This window comes from Paraburkholderia sp. Ac-20342, from assembly GCF_017104985.1.
Lineage (GTDB): Bacteria > Pseudomonadota > Gammaproteobacteria > Burkholderiales > Burkholderiaceae > Paraburkholderia.
In genome coordinates this window covers 1-19,961 of sequence record NZ_JAAGPQ010000058.1, presented here as the reverse complement: position 1 = coordinate 19,961, position 19,961 = coordinate 1, and the positions used below count along the sequence as shown (strand labels likewise).

Sequence of the window (19,961 nt, the reverse complement as noted above, 5' to 3'; positions counted from 1 at the left end):
TCCCGTGCGTTCAATAGGTAAGCAGACCCGAAGTAAAAAATAAACATCTCTGGAGATCTCTGATGCTTTACACGAAAAAGCGCCTGAAAAAGGGCGCGCGGGTACGCTCGTGCCTGCGAAATGGATTAATGTTCTCAGCGCTGGCTGCGGCGGGGCATTCCACCGCGTGGGCGCAATCGACGCTGACGCTGTATGGGATCGTCGATTCGGCCTTGCAGTACGGCAAATTCAACGACAACGTGAGCCCGACGGCGATGGCCGCGAGCGGCAACCTGCAGGCCTCGCGCTTCGGCTTTCGCGGCAGCGAAGACTTGGGCGGCGGCTACCGGGCGAACTTCCAGCTCGAAACCGGCTTCAGCACGTATACGGGTGTGGCCGGCGGCTCGACGCTGTTCAATCGCGGCGCGTCGGTCGGGTTGTCGAGCACGCAGTACGGCAGCGTCGACGCGGGCTACATGTATCTGCCGATTTACTGGGTGTTTCTGGCTTCGGACGTCTCGACCTACGGTCTTTCGAACCCGGCCGCGATCATGTCGCTGGAACACTCGTCGACGCTCGGCAAGTCGGGCACGGGCGGCTTCTATCCGAACGCCGTGCGTTACCGCACGCCGAACTACTACGGCCTGTCGAGCGAAATCGGTTATTCGTTCGGCTCGCAGAACGCTTCGGGTCAAACGGCCGACGGCCGCAACGTCGGCATGAACGTGATGTACCAGCGCTTCGGCATGATGCTCGGCTACGCGGTCAATCGCTACCAGTACTACGCGAACACGACCACGCTGACGCCGTCGTCGCAACTGACGCAGGTCGTTGCCGCAACGTATGGCTATGGCGGCAACTTCATCGGCACCAACTACGTCTATTCGAAGCGCACCGATTCGACCAACTGGTTTGCGTCCGCGTTTCTCGTCAACGCGAAGATTCCGGCGGGCCACGGCGACATCGAACTCGGTGTCGCGCGGCGCATCCAGAGCGCGAATGCGCGCGCGATGGCGTACGACGTGGGCTATGTGTACTTCCTGTCGAAGCGCACGCAACTGTATGGCTATGCTTCGATGATCTCGAACAACAGCCATTCGAATCAGGGGTTCGGACTGCTGAACCCGAATTATGCGACGGTGACGCCGGGCTTCGATCCGTGGGTGGTGACGGCCGGCTTGCGCACGTCTTTCTGAGTTTCGCATGCGCTGAGCGAAGTCGCGACGACACGCGCAACGCGCATCGAATCGTTTTTTATCAAGCAAGGAGAAAGGTATGAATGCACCGCTTAGATACGGCGTGATCGGCGCCGGGATGATGGGACAGGAACACCTGCGCAATATCGCGCTGCTGCCGAACGCGGTCGTCACGGCACTGGCCGATCCGCATGCGGAATCGATTGCCGGCGCGAAGCAGGCGGCCGGGCGCGACGACGTGAAGGTGTTCGCGGACTATCGCGATCTGCTCGCGAGCGACGCTTGCGACGTGCTCGTCGTGGCGACGCCGAACGATACGCATCGGGCCGTGCTCGACGATATTTTCGCCGCGCCGAAGGCTTTCCCGACGCTGGTCGAAAAGCCGCTGTGTACCTCGATGGAAGATTGCCGGCATCTGGCCGCCGCCGCGAAGGCGCATCGCGCGCCGCTGTGGGTCGGCATGGAGTACCGCTACATGCCGCCGATGACGGCGATGATCGACGAGATTCGCGCGGGCACGATCGGCGATTTGCGGATGTTCTCGATTCGCGAGCATCGTCATCCGTTCCTGACCAAGGTCGGCGACTGGAACCGCTTCTCCGAGCGCACGGGCGGCACGCTGGTCGAGAAGTGCTGCCACTTCTTCGACCTGATGCGTCTCGTCGTCGGCGACGAAGCCGTGCGCGTGTTCGCCTCGGGCGGCGCCGACGTCAACCATCGCGACGAGCGGTATGACGGCAAGACGCCCGATATCATCGACCACGCCTATGTGATCGTCGAATTCGCAAGCGGCCGGCGCGCGAGCCTCGACCTCTGCATGTTCGCGGACGGCGAGTATTGGCAGGAAGTCTTTGCGGCGGTCGGCGACCAGGGTAAGGTGGAGTGCCTCGTGCCGGGCGCAAGCAAGCACTGGCCCGGCCGCGGCGAGCAGCAGGCCGAACTGGTGGTGAGCCCGCGCGATCCGAAGGGGCCGGTGCGGCGCACGGTCGAGGTCGACGAGAAGCTGCTCAGCATCGGCGCGCACCATGGCTCGACGTATTTCGAGCATCTCGGGTTCCAGCGTGCGGTGCTCGAAGGCAAGCCGGTCGAAGTCTCGTTGCAGGACGGTTTGAAGGCCGTGATGATCGGTTTGGCGGCCGAGCAGTCCATCAAGGAAAATCGCGTGATCGAGATTCCGAAGCTGGATTGAGGCTGTGCATGGCGGCTGTGGTGAATGACGGCCATGGATCGCGGCAGTAAATCATGGCTGTGAGTCATGGCAGTGAGTCATGGCAGTGAATCCGCTGCCGTGAAACGAAGCCATGAAAGACCAGCCGTCATCTCGTTGACCAGGCCGCGCGGGCGCGGATGCTGCGCAGGCATCCGCGCCCGCCGTTTCGTTACCGGGTAATCAATTCAAGTGAATGGAAATAGCGATGACTCAAATTTTGCGCTGGGGCGTATTGGGCGCCGCGAAAATTGCCGATAAGCGCGTGGTGCCCGCGATCCGGAATTCGGGCAACGCCCGCGTCACCGCCGTCGCGAGCCGCGATGCCGCGCGCGCGCAAGCATTTGCGCGGCAGCATCAGATCGATCAGGTGCTCGACAGCTACGAAGCAGTGGTCGAGAGCGACGACGTCGACGCCGTTTATATTCCGCTGACGACGGCGCATCACTTCGAGTGGTGCAAGAAAGCACTGGCGGCCGGCAAGCACGTGCTCTGCGAAAAACCGATCGCGCTGCGAGCGGACGAGGTCCGCGAACTGATCGCCTTGCGCGACGCGACGGGGCTCGTGTGCGCCGAGGCATTCATGGTCGCGCATCATCCGCAATGGGCCTTCGTGCGCGACAGTCTCGCGCAGGGCCTGTTGGGAGAACTGAAGCGCGTCGAAGGATGCTTTACCTATTTCAACGACGACCCCAACGCATTTCGCAACAACCGCGAACTCGGCGGCGGCGGCGTGCGCGACATCGGCGTTTATCCGGTGGTCACGACGCGCATCGCAACGGGGCTCGAACCGACTTCGGTGCAGGCGGATGTGGTGATCGATCCGCGTTTCGGCACCGATTGCTTTACGAGCGGCACGCTGGAGTTTCCCGGCTTCTCGATGCAGTTCTACTGCGGAACCCAGCTAGCGCGCCGGCAGGAAATGGCGTTTCATGGCACTCATGGCTGGATGAGTCTCGATGCGCCGTTCAATCCGGGCGTCTATGGTCCGTCCGTGGTGCGGCATCGCGACGATCGCACCGGCGAGACCCACATCACCACGTTCGACGGCGTCGATCAGTATCAGTTGATGGTGGAAGACTTCGCGCGGACGGTATTCGGCGAGCAGGAGGACGTGGCCTTTTCGCTCGAAAGCTCGCTGAACAATCAGGTGATCGTCGACCAGATCCTCGCCTAGCGATGCGGGCTGCACACCCGGCGTGGCGCGCGAGCGCCCATGCCTTGCATGACAGGCTTGCGCCACTCGCACCATTCGCGGCAGCGGCTTGCGCTGCGCCGTCCATCCGCTGACAGGAGAAAGCGCCTCATGACTGCACCGTTGCAAATCGGCCTGATCGGCTACGGCTTCTCCGGCCAGTTCTTTCACGCGCCCGTGATCGCGCATAGCGGTGCGGCGCGACTGGCCGCGATCGCGACGAGCCAGCGCGAACGTGCCCAGGCCGACTACCCCGAGGCGGCGATCGTCGCCGGCCTCGACGCGCTGCTCGCGCTCGATGCTGTCGAATGCGTCGTGATCGCGACGCCCAACGACACGCACTTCGACCTCGCGCGCCGCACGCTCGAGTACGGCAAGCATGTACTCGTCGACAAGCCCGTCACGCTGACCGCCGCGGAGTCGCGCACGCTCGCGGCCATCGCGAAGCAGCGCGGCCTCGTGTTCGCGCCGTTCCACAACCGCCGCTGGGACGGCGACTTCCTCACCGTGCGCGAACTGGTCGCGAGCGGCGAGCTGGGCCGCATCACGCGCTACGAGTCGCATTTCGACCGCCTCGGCCTGGGCGCGCGCCAGGCTGCCGCGCGCAGCGGCGGCCTGCTCTATGGCCTCGGTCCGCATCTGATCGATCAGGCGCTCGCGCTGTTCGGCGCGCCCGAGTCGGTCGCCGCGTTCGTCCAGACGCGTCGCGAGCAGGCGGGTGCGCCCGATTTTGCTCACCTCGTGTTGCGCTACCCGAGCCACGACGCCGTGCTGCACGCCAGCGCGCTCGCCACGTATGCGCCGCGGTTCGCGATTCATGGTACGCGCGGCAGCTATCTGAAGCACGGGTTCGATGCGCAGGAAGCGCAACTCAAGGCCGGCTTGTACCCGGGCCAGCCCGGTTTCGGCGAAGGTAACGGAGTTGGCCAGTTGCATGTGTTGCGCGACGACGGCCAGCCGGCCGACCGCGAAGTGCCCAATGCCGCCGGCAATTATGCGGATCTGTATCGCGCGCTTGCGGCGGCAGTTCGCGAAGGCAAGCCGTTCCCGGTGAGCCCGCAGGACGTTATCGACGTCATGACGCTGATCGACCTCGCGATGCAAAGCGCGAGGGAAGGCCGCACGCTGCCATTCGTGCGGCAGGCCTGAGGCGGCTCTTTCGCGGGCGCTTTCTTGCATCTACGTTGCGCCCGCGTTGCGGCTGCATTGGCGGTTGCCGCCGCGAGCTTGCGGGCTTGCTATCTTGCAGACGGCAGCCGCTCGCGTCTCCGACGGAGATAGCGGCGGCGTATCGCATAACGTCATTGCATTATCGTCAATACAGATTTTCTGTCTTTGATAACCGGTCTTTTATCGAATTCAAATTGAGTTCGACAGTACTGTCTCTCTCCCGCTGAGCAAGCTTCTCGCGAGTTCGTCGCGCATCGATGCAGGCACTCGGCATTCACGCGCATATCCGCATATTTGCACGAACGGTTCCGTTGGAATGCGCGGTTTGCGCACGGCCGTCCCCCTACAATTAGCGCACCCATAGCGCTGAACCGCCCGCCGGATCGGCAAAGCCACAAGGCATTTCCCGTTGGGTACGAGGCCGCTGTGCGCCGCTTTTTTCACCGCACGCACGGGCCGCTATTCGCATGAGTCCGCACTCGCGGACTCGCCGCCGCATTGATGGAGATATTCGCTTTGACACCTGCGCCCATTGTCCGCCTGCTCGAAAATCGATGGTTTGGTTTGCTGGCACGTATCGCTCTGACCTTTCCGTACTGGACAAGCGGTATTGCGAAACTACTCAATCTGAAGGGCGCATTGGCCGAGGCTCACGCCCTGGGTCTGCATCCTGCCGTACCGATCATCGCGGTGACGATCTTTATCGAACTCGGCGCTTCGTTGGCCGTCATCAGCAGCCGCCTGACCTGGCTCGCCGCCGGCGCGCTGGGCGTATTCACCGCCAGTGCCGCCGCAATCGCTTATCCGTTCTGGGCCGACCCCGATACCATCGTGCGCTTCACCGACCGTAACGCCTTCTTCGAGCATATCGGCCTGATTGGCGGCTGCGTGCTCGCATCGATATTGGCCGATCGGGAGCATCGGCAGTAAAGGGCGTCGGCTCGGGCGAGCGCATCGGGGCGGTTTTTTCGCGGAGATGTCCACGGATTGGCCGTCATCGCATGCGATGCGCCCGCGCCTTCGCACGATGCGCTCCTTCGGTTGAGCCTGCCTTGCCTGTATAGATTCCCCACGCAGTAGATCCGATGCAGCGAATGATGATCGCGGCGTATCGCCGCTCGTCGTTTCGCTGCAGCTTCCCATTGATAGGGTTTCAAGGAAAACAACCATGGTCCAAAAATCGACGGAACCGAACATGACCCATGCGGCCGGTGCTCCCGTCAGCGACAACGTCAACATTCAGACGGCCGGCCCGCGTGGCCCCGCGCTGCTGCAGGACGTCTGGCTGATCGAGAAGCTTGCGCATTTCGATCGCGAGGTGATCCCGGAGCGCCGCATGCATGCGAAGGGCGCGGGCGCTTACGGCACGTTCACGGTGACGCACGACGTCACGCGCTACACGAAGGCGAAGATGTTTGCGGAAGTCGGCAAACAGACGCCGCTGTTCGCGCGCTTCTCGACGGTGGCCGGCGAACGCGGCGCGGCGGATGCCGAGCGCGACATTCGCGGCTTCGCGCTGAAGTTCTATACCGACGAAGGCAACTGGGACATGGTCGGCAATAACACGCCGGTGTTCTTTTTCCGCGACCCGCTGCGGTTCCCCGATCTGAACCACGCGATCAAGCGCGATCCGCGTACCGGCATGCGCAGCGCCGAGAGCAACTGGGATTTCTGGTCGCTGCTGCCCGAAGCACTGCACCAGGTCACGATCGTAATGAGCGAGCGCGGTATTCCGCGTACGTTCCGCCATATGCACGGTTTCGGCAGCCACACTTATAGCTTCATCAATGCCGAGAACGAACGCACGTGGGTCAAGTTCCATTTCCGCACGGAGCAGGGCGTCGAGAACCTGAGCGATTCGGAAGCGGAAGCACTGATTGCCAAGGACCGCGAGACGCATCAGCGCGATCTGTTCGACAGCATCGAGCGCGGCGATTTTCCGCGCTGGACCTTGCTCATTCAGGTCATGACGGATGCGCAGGCCAAGGCATTCCAGTTCAATCCGTTCGATCTGACGAAGGTGTGGCCGAAGGGCGACTATCCGCTGATCGAAGTCGGCTATTTCGAACTGAACCGCAATCCGGAGAACTTCTTCGCCGAAACCGAGCAGGTCGCGTTTTCGCCGTCGAACATCGTGCCCGGTATCGGCTATTCGCCGGACAAGATGCTGCAGGCGCGCCTCTTCTCGTATCCGGATGCGCAACGCTACCGGCTCGGCGTGAACTTCAACCATATCCCCGTCAATGCGCCGAAGTGCCCGTTCCATAGCTATCATCGCGACGGCGCGATGCGCACCGACGGCAACCTCGGCGGCACGCCGTCGTACTGGCCGAACAGCAAGGGCGTCTGGATCGATCAGCCGCAACTCAACGAGCCGCCGCTCGAACTCGACGGCGCGGCCGCTCATTGGGATCATCGCGTCGACGAAGATCACTATCAGCAGCCGGGCATTCTCTTCAGAAGCATGAATGCGGCGCAACGGCAGACGCTGTTCGATAACACGGCGCGGCAGCTTGCCGGCGTGTCGAAGGACATTCAGCAGCGTCACATCGGCAATTGCGCAAAAGCCGATCCGGACTATGCCGCGGGTATCGAAGCGGCGCTTGCACGACTCGCGAGCGAGAAGAAGTAACGCGTTGGCGGGGCGTGCCGTCATGACCGGTTGCCGCTGTTGTGCATGCCTTGCATGTGGCGGTGCGAGCGGCGCTTTGAACGGGAAGCGACGGGAAGCGGGCAGCAAGCAGTACGTTGCCGCGTTCCCGGCCGGTCAGGCGGATTGTATGCGTCGCGCATGAAAACAGATGCGATCCTGTATGATCGCATCTGTCTAGCAGGACAAATGCTGGATGCGAGAAAGATTAGTCGTTTGTTTTCTTGCAGGTAACCTCACATAATAAACCCGCTCCACGGCGAATTCGAAGAGAGACCGCGGCGCTGGATCATATGAATGTTGTGTATCGGACATCAAAGGCATTGTTGAGAGAAATGCGGTGCCGGAAGCATGAAGTATGGCTGCAAGGTGGTGACTGAAAACTCGTCGCGGACCGCGGTTTCTCCAGAACGCATCTGAAGGACCATTGTGACAGACACTTCCGCGAATCCACTTTGGGATGATTTGCGTATCGTCAAAGCTATCGCAGAGGGCGGCAGCCTCGTTGCCGCCGCAACAGCGCTCGGGCTCAACCATTCGACGGTTTCCCGGCGGCTCTCCGCGGTCGAACGGGCCTTGGGCGCCGTGTTGTTCGACCGGCGCCGCAGCGGCTACGGGCCGACCGCGGCGGGTGAAGAAGTGATTGCGTTGGCCAGCCGTATCGAGCTGGATATTCTTAGTATGACGAAGCGCGTGTCCAGCCACGCCGACAGTCAAAAAGGCAATCTGCGCATTACGACCAGCGATGCGCTCGTGCGGGATTTCGTTATCCCGATCGTCGCGGATTTCCGCACTCGCAACCCGGGTGTGCAGATCGAGATGATGGTCGGCAACAAGCCCCTGAATCTCGCGCGCGGCGACTCCGACATTGCGATTCGAGCCACGCTGGCGCCGCCGGAAAACCTGTTCGGACGCAAGCTCGGCACCGTCGCATGGGCGATTTATGGCCGCGCGGCCGATAGCGCGAACGGCTCTCCCGCGGGCGACATCATCGATCGTCGACCGTGGGTGTCCTATTGCCGGGACTTGAGCGGGCTCAAGGCATTCAGTTTTATCGATGAACACGTCGACCCCTGCAATATCGTCTATCGAAGCGACTCTATTATCGGCGTGGTCTCCGCCATTACCGCGGGGATCGGCATCGGTCTTTTGCCCTGCATGTACGGCGACCTGGTTACCGGCATCACCCGATTGAGCCCCGTGATACCCGAGGTGTATGACGAGCTGTGGCTTCTGACGCATCCCGACATCCGCAAATCCGGCCGGGTGAGCGCGTTTATGGCGCACTGCGCCGAGGCGATCATCGGGCGGCGCGAATTGATCGAGGGCAGGGCCGTCTATCGGGGACATTCGGTTGGCGCTTCGCCGTCGCCGGGTGGTTCCCGGCTTTCATGGGTCTGATCGACGCTTTTGTGCGAATTGAATCGTACTGATCCTGAAACACCAAAACGGTATTCGCGAGCTTCATGCCGATGTCGGGAGAGCTTCGGATTCCCTATCGAAACGCCGGAGCCATCCGTCACGCAGGCGCAATCAGATGACGGATTCGCGGCGCCTCGGTGCCGATATGAAATTGCCGGGCGGTTTCCTCGCATTCGCGGTCGGCGCGCGTGACACGTTCGTGCTGGCGCAAATGTTCGATCCAGCTCTCGACGACGAAGGTCTCGACGAACAGACCCGCCTGCGCCGCATCTTCATACAACCCCCAGGAGAGGGCGCCGCCACGGCGCCGGCTGGCTTGCAGCCGTGCCATCGCGAGCGTGAAGTCGGCGGAACTCGCCGGTGCGATGCGATACTCGATCGTGACGAGCACCGGGCCGCGATCGTTCTGCATGTCGCCTTCCACATGCGGCGCGGGCCAGTCGGCCGCGGGTGTGAGGTCGAGCTTCGCGGCGGCGTCGAGCGGGAAACGCAAGGCGAGCAACTGCGCGATGCCGAGCGCCGCGCCGGCCGCGAGCAGTGCTACTTGCACGCCTGCATGCGCGGCGACCCATCCCCAGAAGGTCGAACCCGCGGTCATCGTGCCTTGCGAGACGAGCATATAGAGCGCGAGCGTACGCGCCTTGACCCAGGCGGGCGCGGCCATCTGCGCCGCGCCGGTGAGCGACGACATGATCGTGATCCATGCGACGCCCGCCGCGAACATGACCGGCGCGGCCATGGCAAAGGTCGAGGCCATGCCGAGCAATGCAGTCGCCGCCGCGAACAGCAGCGACGCGGCGAGCATCATCGCGTTGCACGAAATCCGTCCGGAGAGCACGCGCAGAAGCAATGCACCGGCGATGGCGCCGAAGCCGAGGCAGGCGAGCAGCGCGCCGTAGCCGATGGAGCTCAAGCCGAGATCGCGCCGGCCGATCACCGGCAGCAAGGCCCAGAGCGCGCTTGCAAATACGAAGAACGCCGCGCTGCGCAGCAGTACCGTCAGCATGGCGGGCGACTGCCGTGTGTAACGCACACCGGCTTGCAAGGCGCCGAGAAAGTGTTCGGCGGGCAGGCCCGATTTGCGCGGCGTGCGTTGCCAGCGCAACAGCACTATGGCGACGCCGATGCTGGATAGCGCATTGAGCGCGAAGACCGCCGCCGGGCCGCCGGCGGCGGCGATCACGAGGCCGCCCGCGGCCGGCCCGATCGCGCGTGCGATATTGATGCCGAGGCTGAGCAGCGCAATCGCGCGCGGCAGGCTCGCGGGCGGCACCAGTTCGGGGATGGTCGCCTGGAAAGCCGGTGCGCTGAGCGTCATGCCGGTGGCGATTGCCGCGACCATCGCCAGCAGCAGCCACGGGGTGCACAGGCCGGCGAACGTAAAGATCGAGAGCAGGGCCGCGCCGGCCACCATCCACCATTGCGTGGCGAGCAGCAGCCGCCTGCGGTCGACGATGTCGGCGAGCGCGCCGGCGGGCATCGACAGCACGAACATCGGCAGCGTGGTCGCGGCCTGCACCGCCGCCACCAGCAGCGGGTCGCGCGACAGGGACGTCATCAGCCAGCCCGCGCCGACATCCTGCATCCACGTGCCGATATTCGAAACGATGGTGGCGATCCACAGCGCCCTGAAAATAGGAATCCTGAGCGGCGAATCGGCAGCCGTATTCATGATGGGGTCTCGTTGCGGGGCAAGGCTGGGTCAAAGCCGGTTCAAGGCTGGTGCTGGCCAGCGGTATCTTCATTCGCGCGCGTCGGGCGCGGCGCAAGTCCTGTCACCTGCCCCGACGTTGTCTGCTCGCTACGGGCGTGTACGTTCGTCGCGGCGCTGGATTCGGACATCAGCCGTTTCACGGTGGGCAGCGCCTGTTCGCCGATCAGGATGCCGAGCAGGCCGACCAGGGCGATCAGCGGCGGTGCCGGCGAGCGCACTTTCAGCAGCGAATAGACGAGGCCCACGAGGAGACCGGCAGCGAGCGACAGGAGATAGGATTTCATGCAATGCTTGCCGCGGTGTTTCGATGAACGAACGACTTTGCCGCAGGCGGGCTTATCGTCCAGATGAATGTTCAAATAAATGCTTGAGCCAATGCATCGAATCGATACCTTGATTCAAGGCGCGCTGACGGAAGCGGGGCCGCATCGCGCGCCGCGCGCGCTGCTTCGTGCAGGCGTGCGGCCGTGACGCGGCCCCGTCATCAAGCGGAAATCAAGCTTGACGTTGGCGATATCAGTGCGCGCCGAGCATCGCCTTCGCGTACTCGATACCCACGCCGAATGCGCCGCCGAACTTCATGGCGATGCCGGTCGTCACGTCGTACGTTTCGGTACGTGCCCAGTCGCGTTGCAGTTCGAGCAGATAGGTGAGTGCCGTGATCGGACGCGCGCCGGCCTGGATCATCCGTGCGACTGCGCGTTCATGCGCTTCGACCGAGCCGTCGCCGCATGCATCGGTGACGACATAGACTTCGAAGCCTTGCTCGAGCGCGGAAATCACTGGGCCGTTGCAGCAAACCGACGTCCACAGGCCGGCGATGACCAGGCGGTTCTTGCCGGTTGCGTTGATACGGGCGATGAAGTTCTCGTCTTCCCATGCATTGGACGTCGTGCGGTCGGTGACTTCCGCATCCGGAAACGCGTCGGTGATTTCGTCGAAGAGCGGGCCAGCGAAGCTGTCCTTCGAGATCGTCGAGATGATCGTCGGCACGTTGAAGCCCTTGCCGGTGTGAGCAAGAATGGCTGCGTTAGCGCGCAGATTGGTGATGTCGATCGACTTCGTGTTGAATGCCATCTGCGCCTGGTGATCGATCAGGACCAGCGCGTGGTCGTTGGGGCTCAGAAGGGAAGCAGCGGGTTTGGCGATGGCTTGGATGCTCATTACTCGGTCCTCGTGGAGTGAATGGGTTGGCTGGAATTCAGCCGATGGCCTGCGAGAGACGGTTGACAGGGGGGGCTGGAGGACAACCGCAAGTCATCGGCATGCGGAGGATTCTAAGTGAGCGAGTCCGCATAGGGGGGTGCAGTTTTGCGGAATGGCATGTGTAAAACTGCGGACGTTCGCATTGAACTATCGATCGAGTTCCATCGAGTGACGCATGCGCGGTTCTCTGCCTTCGATGAAGTTGCGATGCTGCGTAATCGCTTCCGCGCAATGCTTCATGAACGCATGAACCCGGCCCGACTTGCGGATGTCGGGATGCGTCAGCACCCACAATTCGTCGTAGACTCGCGGCTCGACAGGACCGATGCGCACGAGTCCGCCGAGCAGGTCGCCGTGCATGCAGGGCAGCAGGCCGATGCCGATGCCGGCCGCGATCGCCGAGGTGACGCCGACGACGGAATCGCTGCGATGGAGAATGTTTTCCGCCGGTACGTGTGCGTTGACGAAGTCGAACGCCATGAGACCGGCGAGGTTCTTGCCGTACGATACCCAGCGGCGCTGATAGAGTACTTCTCTCGACGGCGATACGCCGACGTAGTCGGCCCTGCGCCCATAAATGGCCCATGCGATGGTGGCGAGCTTGCGGCCGAACAGGTTCTCGGGCGGTGCCACGGTGGCGCGAAACGCGATGTCGGATTCGCCGCGCGCGAGATTGAGCGACTTGTTGCCGACGAGGGTTTCAATGCGCAGGCCCGCGTTGCGGCGCTGGAAGTCCGCGATGATCGGCGTGAGAAAGTCGAGCAGCAGCGCGTCGCTCGTCGTGATGCGCAGGTTGCCCGTATAGCTGTGCGCATGACCCGACACGCGCCGGGTCACGGCGTGGATGTCGGTTTCGATGCGCCCGGCCAGCGCGATCAGCTCGGCGCCCGCGCCGGTCGGCACATAGCCGTTGCGGCGCCGGTCGAACAGCACGGCTTGCAGCACGCGCTCGACGGCCGCGAGCCGGCGGCTGACCGTGGAGTGATTCATGTCGAGCACGGCGGCCGCGGCGACGAGGCCGCCGCTATCGCCGATTGCCTTGACGATGCGCAGGTCGTCCCATGAGAGCGCGTGAAGGGGATCGTTCATGATGTCCTCTGAAAAGCGGCTTCCTGCCAATAGCTCGCCGTATGTACCCGGAACTCATCGGCGAAGCCGGAACACCCGGCCGTGAGTATGCGTGATTGGCCTCAAGAACTTTTTTCATCTTGCCGACATACAGCTATCGAAACAACTATGGGAAGTTTACCAATGACGCTTACGCCAGTCGGCAATATCGGCAGCACTTCGGCCGCTTCCGTTTCGCCAGCGCAGAACCCGGGCACTAGCGCCGATAGCGGGAAGCCGCCGGCCGCGAGCAACGGCGCGGCGAATTCGAATCCCGCGAGCCATAGCGCGGGAGCGGGAACATCGGGTTCCGCCTCTTCGTCATCTTCATCCGAGTCTCCGGCCATGCGCGCGCTGAAGGCGGAAATCCGGCGTCTTCAGCAGGAACTGGCGCATCTTCAATCCCAACTGACGAAGCTGTCGTCACCCGGGGATCAGAGCGCGGCCAGCGCGTTGCGCGGTCAGGTCGCGTCGATTTCGTCGGCCATCGAGCAGGCGACGGCCGCGCTGTCCCAATTGATGCTCGGCTCCGGGAAAACCGGCGGCCTCGTGAACGAGCAGGCCTGAGCTACCGTTTGCTCGAAGCAGGGCGCGCCCTGGCCGTGCAATTGACGCACAGGTGCGCGTTTCATCGTTCGTGAGCGGATTCTAACGCGCTCTCCGAGCGCAGAAGCTCGACGAAGGCCTGCTGGACCGCCGTGCCGAGCCAGTCGCTGCGCACCGTATAGCCGACCGCGCGGCGCGCTTCGGGCAAGGCCAGTTCCAGCGCGACCAGTTCGCGCCCCGGATAGGCGTCGCGAATCTGCGCGCGCGACAACAACGTGATGCAATCGCTTTCCATCAGCATCGCCAGCATCATCGCAAGAGAACTGGTTTCGAGCGCCAGCGGCGGCTTGACCGGCAACTGCTCGAAAATCGAATCGATCACCGCGCGGCGCGGCACGTTGTGCTCGGGCATGACCCAGTCGTGGCCGGCGAGATCGAGCAGGGCGATGCGCTTGCGCCTTGCCAGCCGATGCCCCTTGCGCACGGCCGCCACGTAAGGGTCGGCAAACAGCTCCGTTTCCTGCGCGGCCCCGGCAAGACGCGCCCCGCGCAAGCCGCCGATGATGATGTCGAGCGCGCCGCTACGCAATTTGCGCAGCAGATGCGCATGCGAGCCTTCTTCCACCGTGACGCGTGCGGCAGGATAGCCCTCGCGCAAGCGCTGAATGACGCGCGCGACGAGGCGTGGCGGCAGCAGCGGCAGGACGCCGATCGCCACCTTGCCGGTGAGCTGCCCGCGAGCGTAGGCCAGGTCCTCGCCCGCCTGCGCGATCTCATGAAGCGCGAGGCTCAAACAGCGCGCGAACTCGATGCCGGCAGCGTTCGCCGACACGCTATGCACACGGCGCCGGTATAGCGACACGCCGACGTTCTGTTCGATTTGCCGCGCGGCCCGATGCACGGCGGGCTGCGAAATGCCCAATGACAGCGCGGCCTCGGCCGCGGAGCCCGCGTCGGCGATCGCGATGTGGCAGCGCACCTGCGCGTCGGTGAGGCGGCGGCAGATCTTCGCCGCGTGCGTGGCCGTCGCCTGGCCCGTCAGGCCCATGACGGCACGCTCGATCTGATCGAGCATGCGGCGCACGCGCCGCTGCAGGATGAGGCCTTCGCCGGTCAATTCGCTGCCGCCGAAGCCGCGTTCGAACAGCGGGCCGCCAAAGCCCGCTTCGAGCTTGCTGATCGCGACGCTGACCGCCGGCTGCGTGCGCCCCGCGCGGATCGCCGCCTGCCCGATGCCACCGGCCTCGCACACCGCATCGAACAGGAAAAGGCGCCGCAGGCGCGCCTGATCTTCATCCGATGACGTTTCTCCTGACGCTTTCATTGGCCCTCCAGACGGCCCCGAAAAAACCCTTAGATTAACCAGAATTTATGAGCTGGGCCTCACTTCATATTGAGGCATTCAACGCTATCGAGCTTACATTAACACCCATTCCAGCAGAACATTTCCCGTCAGGAGCGCCTTCATGTCAATCGTCATCGACACGCATACTCATGCAATTTCCCCCGATAAACAACGCTATCCGATCGCCCCGGTCGGCGGCCACCAGTCGGAGTGGTCGGCGAAGCGCCCGGTCAGCTTCGAAGAGCTGCTCGCGTCGCTGGACGAAGCGGGCATCGACCGGGCGGTCGTGGTGCAGGCGTCGACGGTGTATGGCAACGACAATAGTTATGTGGTCGAGGCGGTGCGCAGCCATCCGGATCGCTTCGCGGGGGTGTTCTCGATCGACGTGCTGGCGGACGACGCCGTCTCCCAGATGCAGCGCTGGCTCGACGCGGGCCTCTCGGGCCTGCGTCTGTTCACGACCGGCAGCACGATGCCGGGGCAGGCGGGCTGGCTCGACGACGAGCGCTCGTTCCCGGTCTGGGAATACGCGCAGCGCCACAATGTGTCGATTTGTCTGCAGATGACCGCACAGGGCATTCCCGCGCTGCTGAACATGCTCGCGCGCTTTCCGGACATCCGCGTTCTGCTCGATCACCTCGCGCGTCCCGAACTGGCCGGCGGCCCGCCGTACGAAGCAGCCGCGCCGCTCTTCAGCCTCGCGCCGCATCAGGGCGTGTATCTGAAGCTCACGAATCGCACGATCGCCGAAGCCGGCCGAGGCGCGTCGACGCCCGCGGCGTTTTTCCCGCGCGTGCTCGAAGCGTTCGGCGCGCATCGCATTGCGTGGGGCTCGAATTTCCCGGCGGCCGAAGGCGCGCTGCCGCAACTGCTCGCCGACGCTCGCGAGAGTCTTGCGATGCTGCCGGCCGACGCGCAAGCCGCGATCTTCTCCGGCACCGCGCGCGCGATCTATCCGGCGCTCGCCGCCTGAAACGTCGACTTCGAATGCAACCGGGAGACCCGAACGTGAGTACTGCAACGCAACCTCTGCGCCTGAAGGCCGCACTGAAAACCTATCCGCATACGCGAGCACTGAAAGCGGGCGAGCTGACGGACCCGGCGGTCGAACTGCTGTTCGAGGAGATCGAGCCGATCCATCGCGCGTTCGCGCCGATGGCGCGCCGCCAGGCGTTCGACGTCAGCGAACTGGCCATCGTCACGTATCTTCAGGCGAAAGCCTACGGCAAGCCGCTCGTGCTCTTGCCCGCGGTCGTGGCCGCGCGCTTCCAGCAAGGCTGCATCATCTACAACGCGGGGCGCGCCAAGCCCGACCTGAGCCATCTCGCGGGCAAGCGGATCGGCGTGCGGGCCTACTCGCAGACCACCGGCGTGTGGGTGCGCGCGATTCTCGGGGAAACCTACGGCGTGCCGCTCGACGAGATCGAGTGGGTGACGATCGAAGGCGCGCATCTGGAAGAGTATGTCGAACCCGCTTTCGTGCGCCGTGCCGAGGCCGGCAAGCAATTGCTGTCGATGCTGCGTGAGGGCGAGATCGACGCCGCGATCCTCGGCAACGATCTGCCGGGCGAGCCGGAATTCAAGCCGCTGATCGAGAATGCCGCGGTCGCCGACCGTGAGTGGTACGCGCTGCATCGTTACGTGCCGATCAATCATGTCGTTGTGGTGACACAGGCGCTGGCCGATGCGAATCCGCAAGCCGTGCGCGCGGTGTACGACCTGCTCAAACGCGGCAAGGCCGCGGCTGCCGGGCAGAGCACGGGCCAGCCCGACAAGCTGCTGTTCGGCTATGACGCACTACGCGGGCCGCTCGAAGAAACTCTGGCCTTCTGCGAGCAACAGCAATTGCTGCCGCGCAAGCTGAGCGTCGAGGAAATCTTCGCCGACAGCCTCGGCATTCTGGGCGACGCCGCGCGTTAGCGCAACGCACGTCCGCTTCACGCATCCTGAGCGAATCCGAATTCGCCGCAGTCCGTCAAGGAGACACCATGAGCTTGCCCGGCAAATCCGCCGCCGCGAAACCCAGGGAACGCCGTCCGTTCTACCTCGATCTGTCCTTCCAGGTATTGGCCGGCATGGCGTTAGGCATCGCCACGGGTTACTTCTTTCCGAAGTTCGGCATCAACCTGCAACCTCTCGGCGATGCCTTTATCCGCATCATCCAGATGCTGATCGGCCCGATCATCTTCTGTACGGTGTGCAGCGGCATTGCGGGCGTGAGCGATTTCAAGAAAGTCGGCCGCGTCGCGATCAAGGCGCTCTTCTATTTCGAAGTGGTGACGTCGATCGCGCTGGTACTCGGTCTCGTGGTCGTGAACCTGCTCAAGCCCGGTGTCGGCATGAACGTGGACATGCACAGCGTGCATTCCGCCGCCGTCGACACGTATGTCGCCAAGGCGCATCACTTCGTCACGACGAGCGAATTCCTGCTCAATGTGATTCCGCACACGGCAATCAGCGCGTTCGCCGGCGGCGACGTGTTGCAGGTGCTGTTCTTCTCGGTGCTATTCGCATTCGGACTCGCCGCGATCGGCGAGCGCGCACAGCCGGCCATGGACCTGATCGAAGCGGTGTCGGGTTCGCTCTTCTGGATCATCGGGCTCACGATGAAAATCGCGCCGCTCGCCGCATTCGGCGCGATCTCCTTCACGGTCAGCAAGTTCGGGTTCGGCACGCTGATCTCGCTCGGCAAGCTCGTGCTCGAGTTCTATCTGACCTGCGCGCTGTTCATTCTGCTGATTCTCTGGCCGATCGCGAGGGTCAACGGCTTCAGTCTGCTGCGTTTGATGCGCTATATCGGCGCGGAGTTGCTGCTCGTGATCGGCACGAGTTCTTCGGAGACGGTATTTCCGCAACTGATCGACAAGCTCGAACGGCTCGGATGCGAGAAGTCGGTGGTCGGTCTGGTTTTGCCGACGGCCTATACGTTCAATCACGACGGCACCTGCCTGTACTTCGCCGCGGCGGCGGTCTTTCTCGCCCAGGCCACCAACACGCCGATGAACTGGCACGATCAGCTGGTCCTGCTCGCGGTGCTGCTGCTCACGTCGAAAGGCGCGGCGGGGGTGTCCGGCGCGGCCATCGCCGTGCTGGCGGCTACGCTGACCGCGTCGAACACGATTCCGGTCGAATCCATCGCTCTCGTGCTCGGTATTCACCGAGCCATGTCGAGCGGATTCGTGTTCACCAACATCATCGGCAACAGCGTCGCAACCATTGTCGTGGCGAACTGGGAAAAGGCGCTCGACCGCGTTGCGCTGAGCCGCGAACTGGCGGCGGGCTTCCGGCCGGATGCGATTGCGTCGGGCCACCTGAGCCACCCGAGCGGCGGCCAGGCCGGCAGTTAAAAGCACTTAAATCACCTGAAGCACTTGCCTGTCACACCAGCTGAGCCGCCGAGCCGGTTCAGCGGGTTCGACGCACCCGAAAAGAATGCAACGGATCACTTCGCGTAACGAGTTATACGAATCGGATGAGAGGTTTTTTCTCTTCATTCAATCCAGATAAATACATCGGATTAGAGACATATCATGAAAATAAAGATTTGGAGAACGATTGGAGCAGGGTTGTCGCTGGCGGCGGGCACGATGTCCGCGCATGCGCAAACCAGTGTCCAGATATACGGCACGGTAGATGGCGGCGTGCGTTACCAGAACAATGCGGCCGTCGGTGGCGGCTCGGTGGTGACGATGAATTCCAACGGCTACTACAGTTCGAACAAACTCGGCTTTCTGGGCCGGGAAGACCTCGGTGGCGGCTGGAACGCGCACTTCCGGCTGGAGAGCGGATTCAATCTCGGCAATGGCCAGCTGGACAACACCAACGGTGTGCTGTTCAACCGGCAAGCGTATGTCGGCATTGGGCACACGAAATACGGGTCGATCGATCTCGGGCGCCAGTACACGATCTCGCACGACATCATCAGCATTTACGATCCATTCGGCTTTCACTTCACGCCGATCCTGCCGTTGACCACCGCGTCGGACGGCACGCGCAACAACAACGCTATCAAGTACAAGAACGACTTCGGGCCGCTGCTGTTCGAAGCGGACAACTCGTTCGGCGGCGTGGCCGGCGATTTCAGCAGCGGGGCGACGCGCTCGGTCGGCCTGAGCTATGGCATGGGGCCGGCCAGCATCGGCGGCGTGTACGGGCATCGCAACATTCTGAGCGGCACGACCTACGTCAGCGACAGCTATTACATGGCCGGCGCCGCTTACCAGATCGGCCCGGTGCGTGTGTCGGGCGGCTTCATGTCGGAAGACCAGCAGAACCCCAACGCGGCGCACCAGGTGACGAACAACGCGTTCGGCGGCCTTGCCTGGAGCATCAAGCCGGACCTGGTCTTCACCGGCGGCTACTATCAGACCACCGTTTCCACCGACAAGGCGAGCCGCCGCGGCATCTCGGTGGTGTCGCTCGCTTATCTGCTGTCCAAGCGCACTACGCTGTACAGCGAACTCGATTACACGTCGTACAAACACGCCGTGGTCAGCACGTTGAACCCGGCCGGCGCGTCGAGTCAGACCGCCGTCACCGTGGGTCTCGACGTGCTGTTCTAACCGTTCAAACCGACAGGCAAACGCGCGTTGGCGGTATCGCGCGCTGAATTTCCAGGGAGAGCCAGGCATGATTATCGATATCCACGGCCACTATACGACCGCGCCGAAAGCATTGGAGACGTGGCGCAACCGCCAGATCGCAGGCATTGCGAATCCGTCGGCGATGCCCAAGGTATCGGAGTTGCAGATCAGCGACGACGAACTGCGCGAGTCGATCGAGAACAATCAGTTGAGGCTCATGCTCGCGCGCGGCCTTGATCTGACGATCTTCAGTCCGCGCGCGAGCTTCATGGCGCATCACATTGGCGATGCCGCCATCTCGGCAACATGGGCCGCGATCTGCAACGAACTGTGCTATCGCGTGAGCCAGTTGTTCCCCGGGCATTTCGTGCCGGCCGCGATGCTGCCGCAAAGTCCGGGCGTGGATACGGCCACCTGCATTCCTGAACTCGTCAAATGCGTCGAGCAATACGGCAATGTCGCGATCAATCTGAATCCCGATCCGTCGGGCGGTTACTGGACCAGTCCGCCGCTGTCGGATCGCTACTGGTACCCGATCTACGAGAAGATGGTGGAGTACGACATTCCCGCCATGGTTCACGTGAGCACGAGCTGCAATGCGTGCTTCCACACGACCGGCGCGCATTATCTGAATGCGGATA

Annotated in this window: 18 protein-coding genes; 13 read left to right on the top strand and 5 right to left on the bottom strand. The window is 63.1% G+C overall.

Features of this window, described 5'->3' with window-relative positions:
• Window positions 1-128: 128 nt before the first annotated feature.
• The 7 genes from G3N58_RS22040 (at window position 129) to G3N58_RS22010 (ending at window position 8,798) form a co-directional block, all read left to right on the top strand.
• Window positions 129-1,175, top strand: coding sequence for a porin (locus G3N58_RS22040; RefSeq protein WP_206000219.1), 1,047 nt, complete (start codon window positions 129-131; stop codon window positions 1,173-1,175).
• 79 nt (window positions 1,176-1,254) lie between these two features.
• Window positions 1,255-2,364, top strand: coding sequence for a Gfo/Idh/MocA family oxidoreductase (locus G3N58_RS22035; protein ID WP_167283808.1), 1,110 nt, complete (start codon window positions 1,255-1,257; stop codon window positions 2,362-2,364).
• Between the two features lie 226 nt (window positions 2,365-2,590).
• Entirely contained in the window at window positions 2,591-3,559 is a 969-nt protein-coding gene (locus tag G3N58_RS22030) for a Gfo/Idh/MocA family oxidoreductase (RefSeq protein ID WP_205192795.1), read from the top strand.
• A gap of 129 nt (window positions 3,560-3,688) precedes the next feature.
• Complete coding sequence (locus G3N58_RS22025) at window positions 3,689-4,726, top strand: Gfo/Idh/MocA family oxidoreductase (protein WP_206000218.1); 1,038 nt, start codon at window positions 3,689-3,691, stop codon at window positions 4,724-4,726.
• Between the two features lie 522 nt (window positions 4,727-5,248).
• Window positions 5,249-5,677 carry a DoxX family protein gene (locus G3N58_RS22020; protein WP_167041388.1) on the top strand — a complete coding sequence of 143 codons (429 nt, stop codon included), beginning with the start codon at window positions 5,249-5,251 and terminating at the stop codon, window positions 5,675-5,677.
• 265 nt (window positions 5,678-5,942) lie between these two features.
• Window positions 5,943-7,379, top strand: a complete 1,437-nt coding sequence (locus tag G3N58_RS22015; RefSeq protein ID WP_167283847.1) for a catalase — start codon at window positions 5,943-5,945, stop codon at window positions 7,377-7,379.
• A gap of 447 nt (window positions 7,380-7,826) precedes the next feature.
• Entirely contained in the window at window positions 7,827-8,798 is a 972-nt protein-coding gene (locus G3N58_RS22010) for a LysR family transcriptional regulator (protein WP_205192799.1), read from the top strand.
• A gap of 118 nt (window positions 8,799-8,916) precedes the next feature.
• Here G3N58_RS22010 and G3N58_RS22005 read toward each other — a convergent pair whose 3' ends face one another.
• From G3N58_RS22005 to G3N58_RS21990, 4 genes are all read right to left on the bottom strand, one after another.
• A complete protein-coding gene (locus G3N58_RS22005) occupies window positions 8,917-10,491 on the bottom strand; it encodes an MFS transporter (RefSeq protein WP_206000217.1) in 1,575 nt (524 codons plus the stop codon).
• A 41-nt stretch (window positions 10,492-10,532) separates the two neighbouring features.
• Window positions 10,533-10,817, bottom strand: coding sequence for a DUF1427 family protein (locus G3N58_RS22000; RefSeq protein ID WP_167041394.1), 285 nt, complete (start codon window positions 10,815-10,817; stop codon window positions 10,533-10,535).
• A gap of 232 nt (window positions 10,818-11,049) precedes the next feature.
• Window positions 11,050-11,697 (bottom strand): hydrolase, encoded by a 648-nt coding sequence (locus G3N58_RS21995; protein ID WP_167041397.1) that lies wholly within the window; start codon window positions 11,695-11,697, stop codon window positions 11,050-11,052.
• A gap of 189 nt (window positions 11,698-11,886) precedes the next feature.
• The gene (locus G3N58_RS21990) at window positions 11,887-12,828 is read right to left on the bottom strand and encodes a LysR family transcriptional regulator (RefSeq protein ID WP_167041400.1); all 942 of its coding nucleotides are present in this window, start codon (window positions 12,826-12,828) and stop codon (window positions 11,887-11,889) included.
• A gap of 162 nt (window positions 12,829-12,990) precedes the next feature.
• On the opposite strand from G3N58_RS21990, the gene G3N58_RS21985 reads away from it, so the two are divergent.
• Window positions 12,991-13,413, top strand: coding sequence for a hypothetical protein (locus tag G3N58_RS21985; protein ID WP_206000216.1), 423 nt, complete (start codon window positions 12,991-12,993; stop codon window positions 13,411-13,413).
• Between the two features lie 61 nt (window positions 13,414-13,474).
• Here G3N58_RS21985 and G3N58_RS21980 read toward each other — a convergent pair whose 3' ends face one another.
• Complete coding sequence (locus G3N58_RS21980) at window positions 13,475-14,716, bottom strand: LysR substrate-binding domain-containing protein (RefSeq protein ID WP_206000215.1); 1,242 nt, start codon at window positions 14,714-14,716, stop codon at window positions 13,475-13,477.
• 142 nt (window positions 14,717-14,858) lie between these two features.
• On the opposite strand from G3N58_RS21980, the gene G3N58_RS21975 reads away from it, so the two are divergent.
• The 5 genes from G3N58_RS21975 to G3N58_RS21955 all read left to right on the top strand — a co-directional run.
• Complete coding sequence (locus tag G3N58_RS21975; RefSeq protein WP_206000214.1) at window positions 14,859-15,710, top strand: amidohydrolase family protein; 852 nt, start codon at window positions 14,859-14,861, stop codon at window positions 15,708-15,710.
• Window positions 15,711-15,745: 35 nt separating this feature from the next.
• Window positions 15,746-16,657 carry a hypothetical protein gene (locus tag G3N58_RS21970; protein WP_206000213.1) on the top strand — a complete coding sequence of 304 codons (912 nt, stop codon included), beginning with the start codon at window positions 15,746-15,748 and terminating at the stop codon, window positions 16,655-16,657.
• Between the two features lie 68 nt (window positions 16,658-16,725).
• Window positions 16,726-18,084 carry a C4-dicarboxylate transporter DctA gene (dctA, locus tag G3N58_RS21965; protein WP_206000212.1) on the top strand — a complete coding sequence of 453 codons (1,359 nt, stop codon included), beginning with the start codon at window positions 16,726-16,728 and terminating at the stop codon, window positions 18,082-18,084.
• A 183-nt stretch (window positions 18,085-18,267) separates the two neighbouring features.
• The gene (locus G3N58_RS21960; protein WP_206000211.1) at window positions 18,268-19,299 is read left to right on the top strand and encodes a porin; all 1,032 of its coding nucleotides are present in this window, start codon (window positions 18,268-18,270) and stop codon (window positions 19,297-19,299) included.
• A gap of 67 nt (window positions 19,300-19,366) precedes the next feature.
• Window positions 19,367-19,961: amidohydrolase family protein (locus G3N58_RS21955; RefSeq protein WP_206000210.1), on the top strand; the 595-nt coding region annotated here is incomplete at its 3' end.

Bases quoted from the DNA above. Each gene is read 5' to 3' on its own strand.
- G3N58_RS21980 (WP_206000215.1), bottom strand. From the start codon at position 14,716: ATGAAAGCGTCAGGAGAAACGTCATCGGATGAAGATCAGGCGCGCCTG.
- G3N58_RS22015 (WP_167283847.1), top strand. From the start codon at position 5,943: ATGACCCATGCGGCCGGTGCTCCCGTCAGCGACAACGTCAACATTCAG.
- G3N58_RS22035 (WP_167283808.1), top strand. From the start codon at position 1,255: ATGAATGCACCGCTTAGATACGGCGTGATCGGCGCCGGGATGATGGGA.
- G3N58_RS22025 (WP_206000218.1), top strand. From the start codon at position 3,689: ATGACTGCACCGTTGCAAATCGGCCTGATCGGCTACGGCTTCTCCGGC.
- G3N58_RS21995 (WP_167041397.1), bottom strand. From the start codon at position 11,697: ATGAGCATCCAAGCCATCGCCAAACCCGCTGCTTCCCTTCTGAGCCCC.
- G3N58_RS22000 (WP_167041394.1), bottom strand. From the start codon at position 10,817: ATGAAATCCTATCTCCTGTCGCTCGCTGCCGGTCTCCTCGTGGGCCTC.
- G3N58_RS22005 (WP_206000217.1), bottom strand. From the start codon at position 10,491: ATGAATACGGCTGCCGATTCGCCGCTCAGGATTCCTATTTTCAGGGCG.
- G3N58_RS22020 (WP_167041388.1), top strand. From the start codon at position 5,249: ATGGAGATATTCGCTTTGACACCTGCGCCCATTGTCCGCCTGCTCGAA.
- G3N58_RS21975 (WP_206000214.1), top strand. From the start codon at position 14,859: ATGTCAATCGTCATCGACACGCATACTCATGCAATTTCCCCCGATAAA.
- dctA (WP_206000212.1), top strand. From the start codon at position 16,726: ATGAGCTTGCCCGGCAAATCCGCCGCCGCGAAACCCAGGGAACGCCGT.
- G3N58_RS21990 (WP_167041400.1), bottom strand. From the start codon at position 12,828: ATGAACGATCCCCTTCACGCGCTCTCATGGGACGACCTGCGCATCGTC.
- G3N58_RS22040 (WP_206000219.1), top strand. From the start codon at position 129: ATGTTCTCAGCGCTGGCTGCGGCGGGGCATTCCACCGCGTGGGCGCAA.
- G3N58_RS21985 (WP_206000216.1), top strand. From the start codon at position 12,991: ATGACGCTTACGCCAGTCGGCAATATCGGCAGCACTTCGGCCGCTTCC.
- G3N58_RS21960 (WP_206000211.1), top strand. From the start codon at position 18,268: ATGAAAATAAAGATTTGGAGAACGATTGGAGCAGGGTTGTCGCTGGCG.
- G3N58_RS22030 (WP_205192795.1), top strand. From the start codon at position 2,591: ATGACTCAAATTTTGCGCTGGGGCGTATTGGGCGCCGCGAAAATTGCC.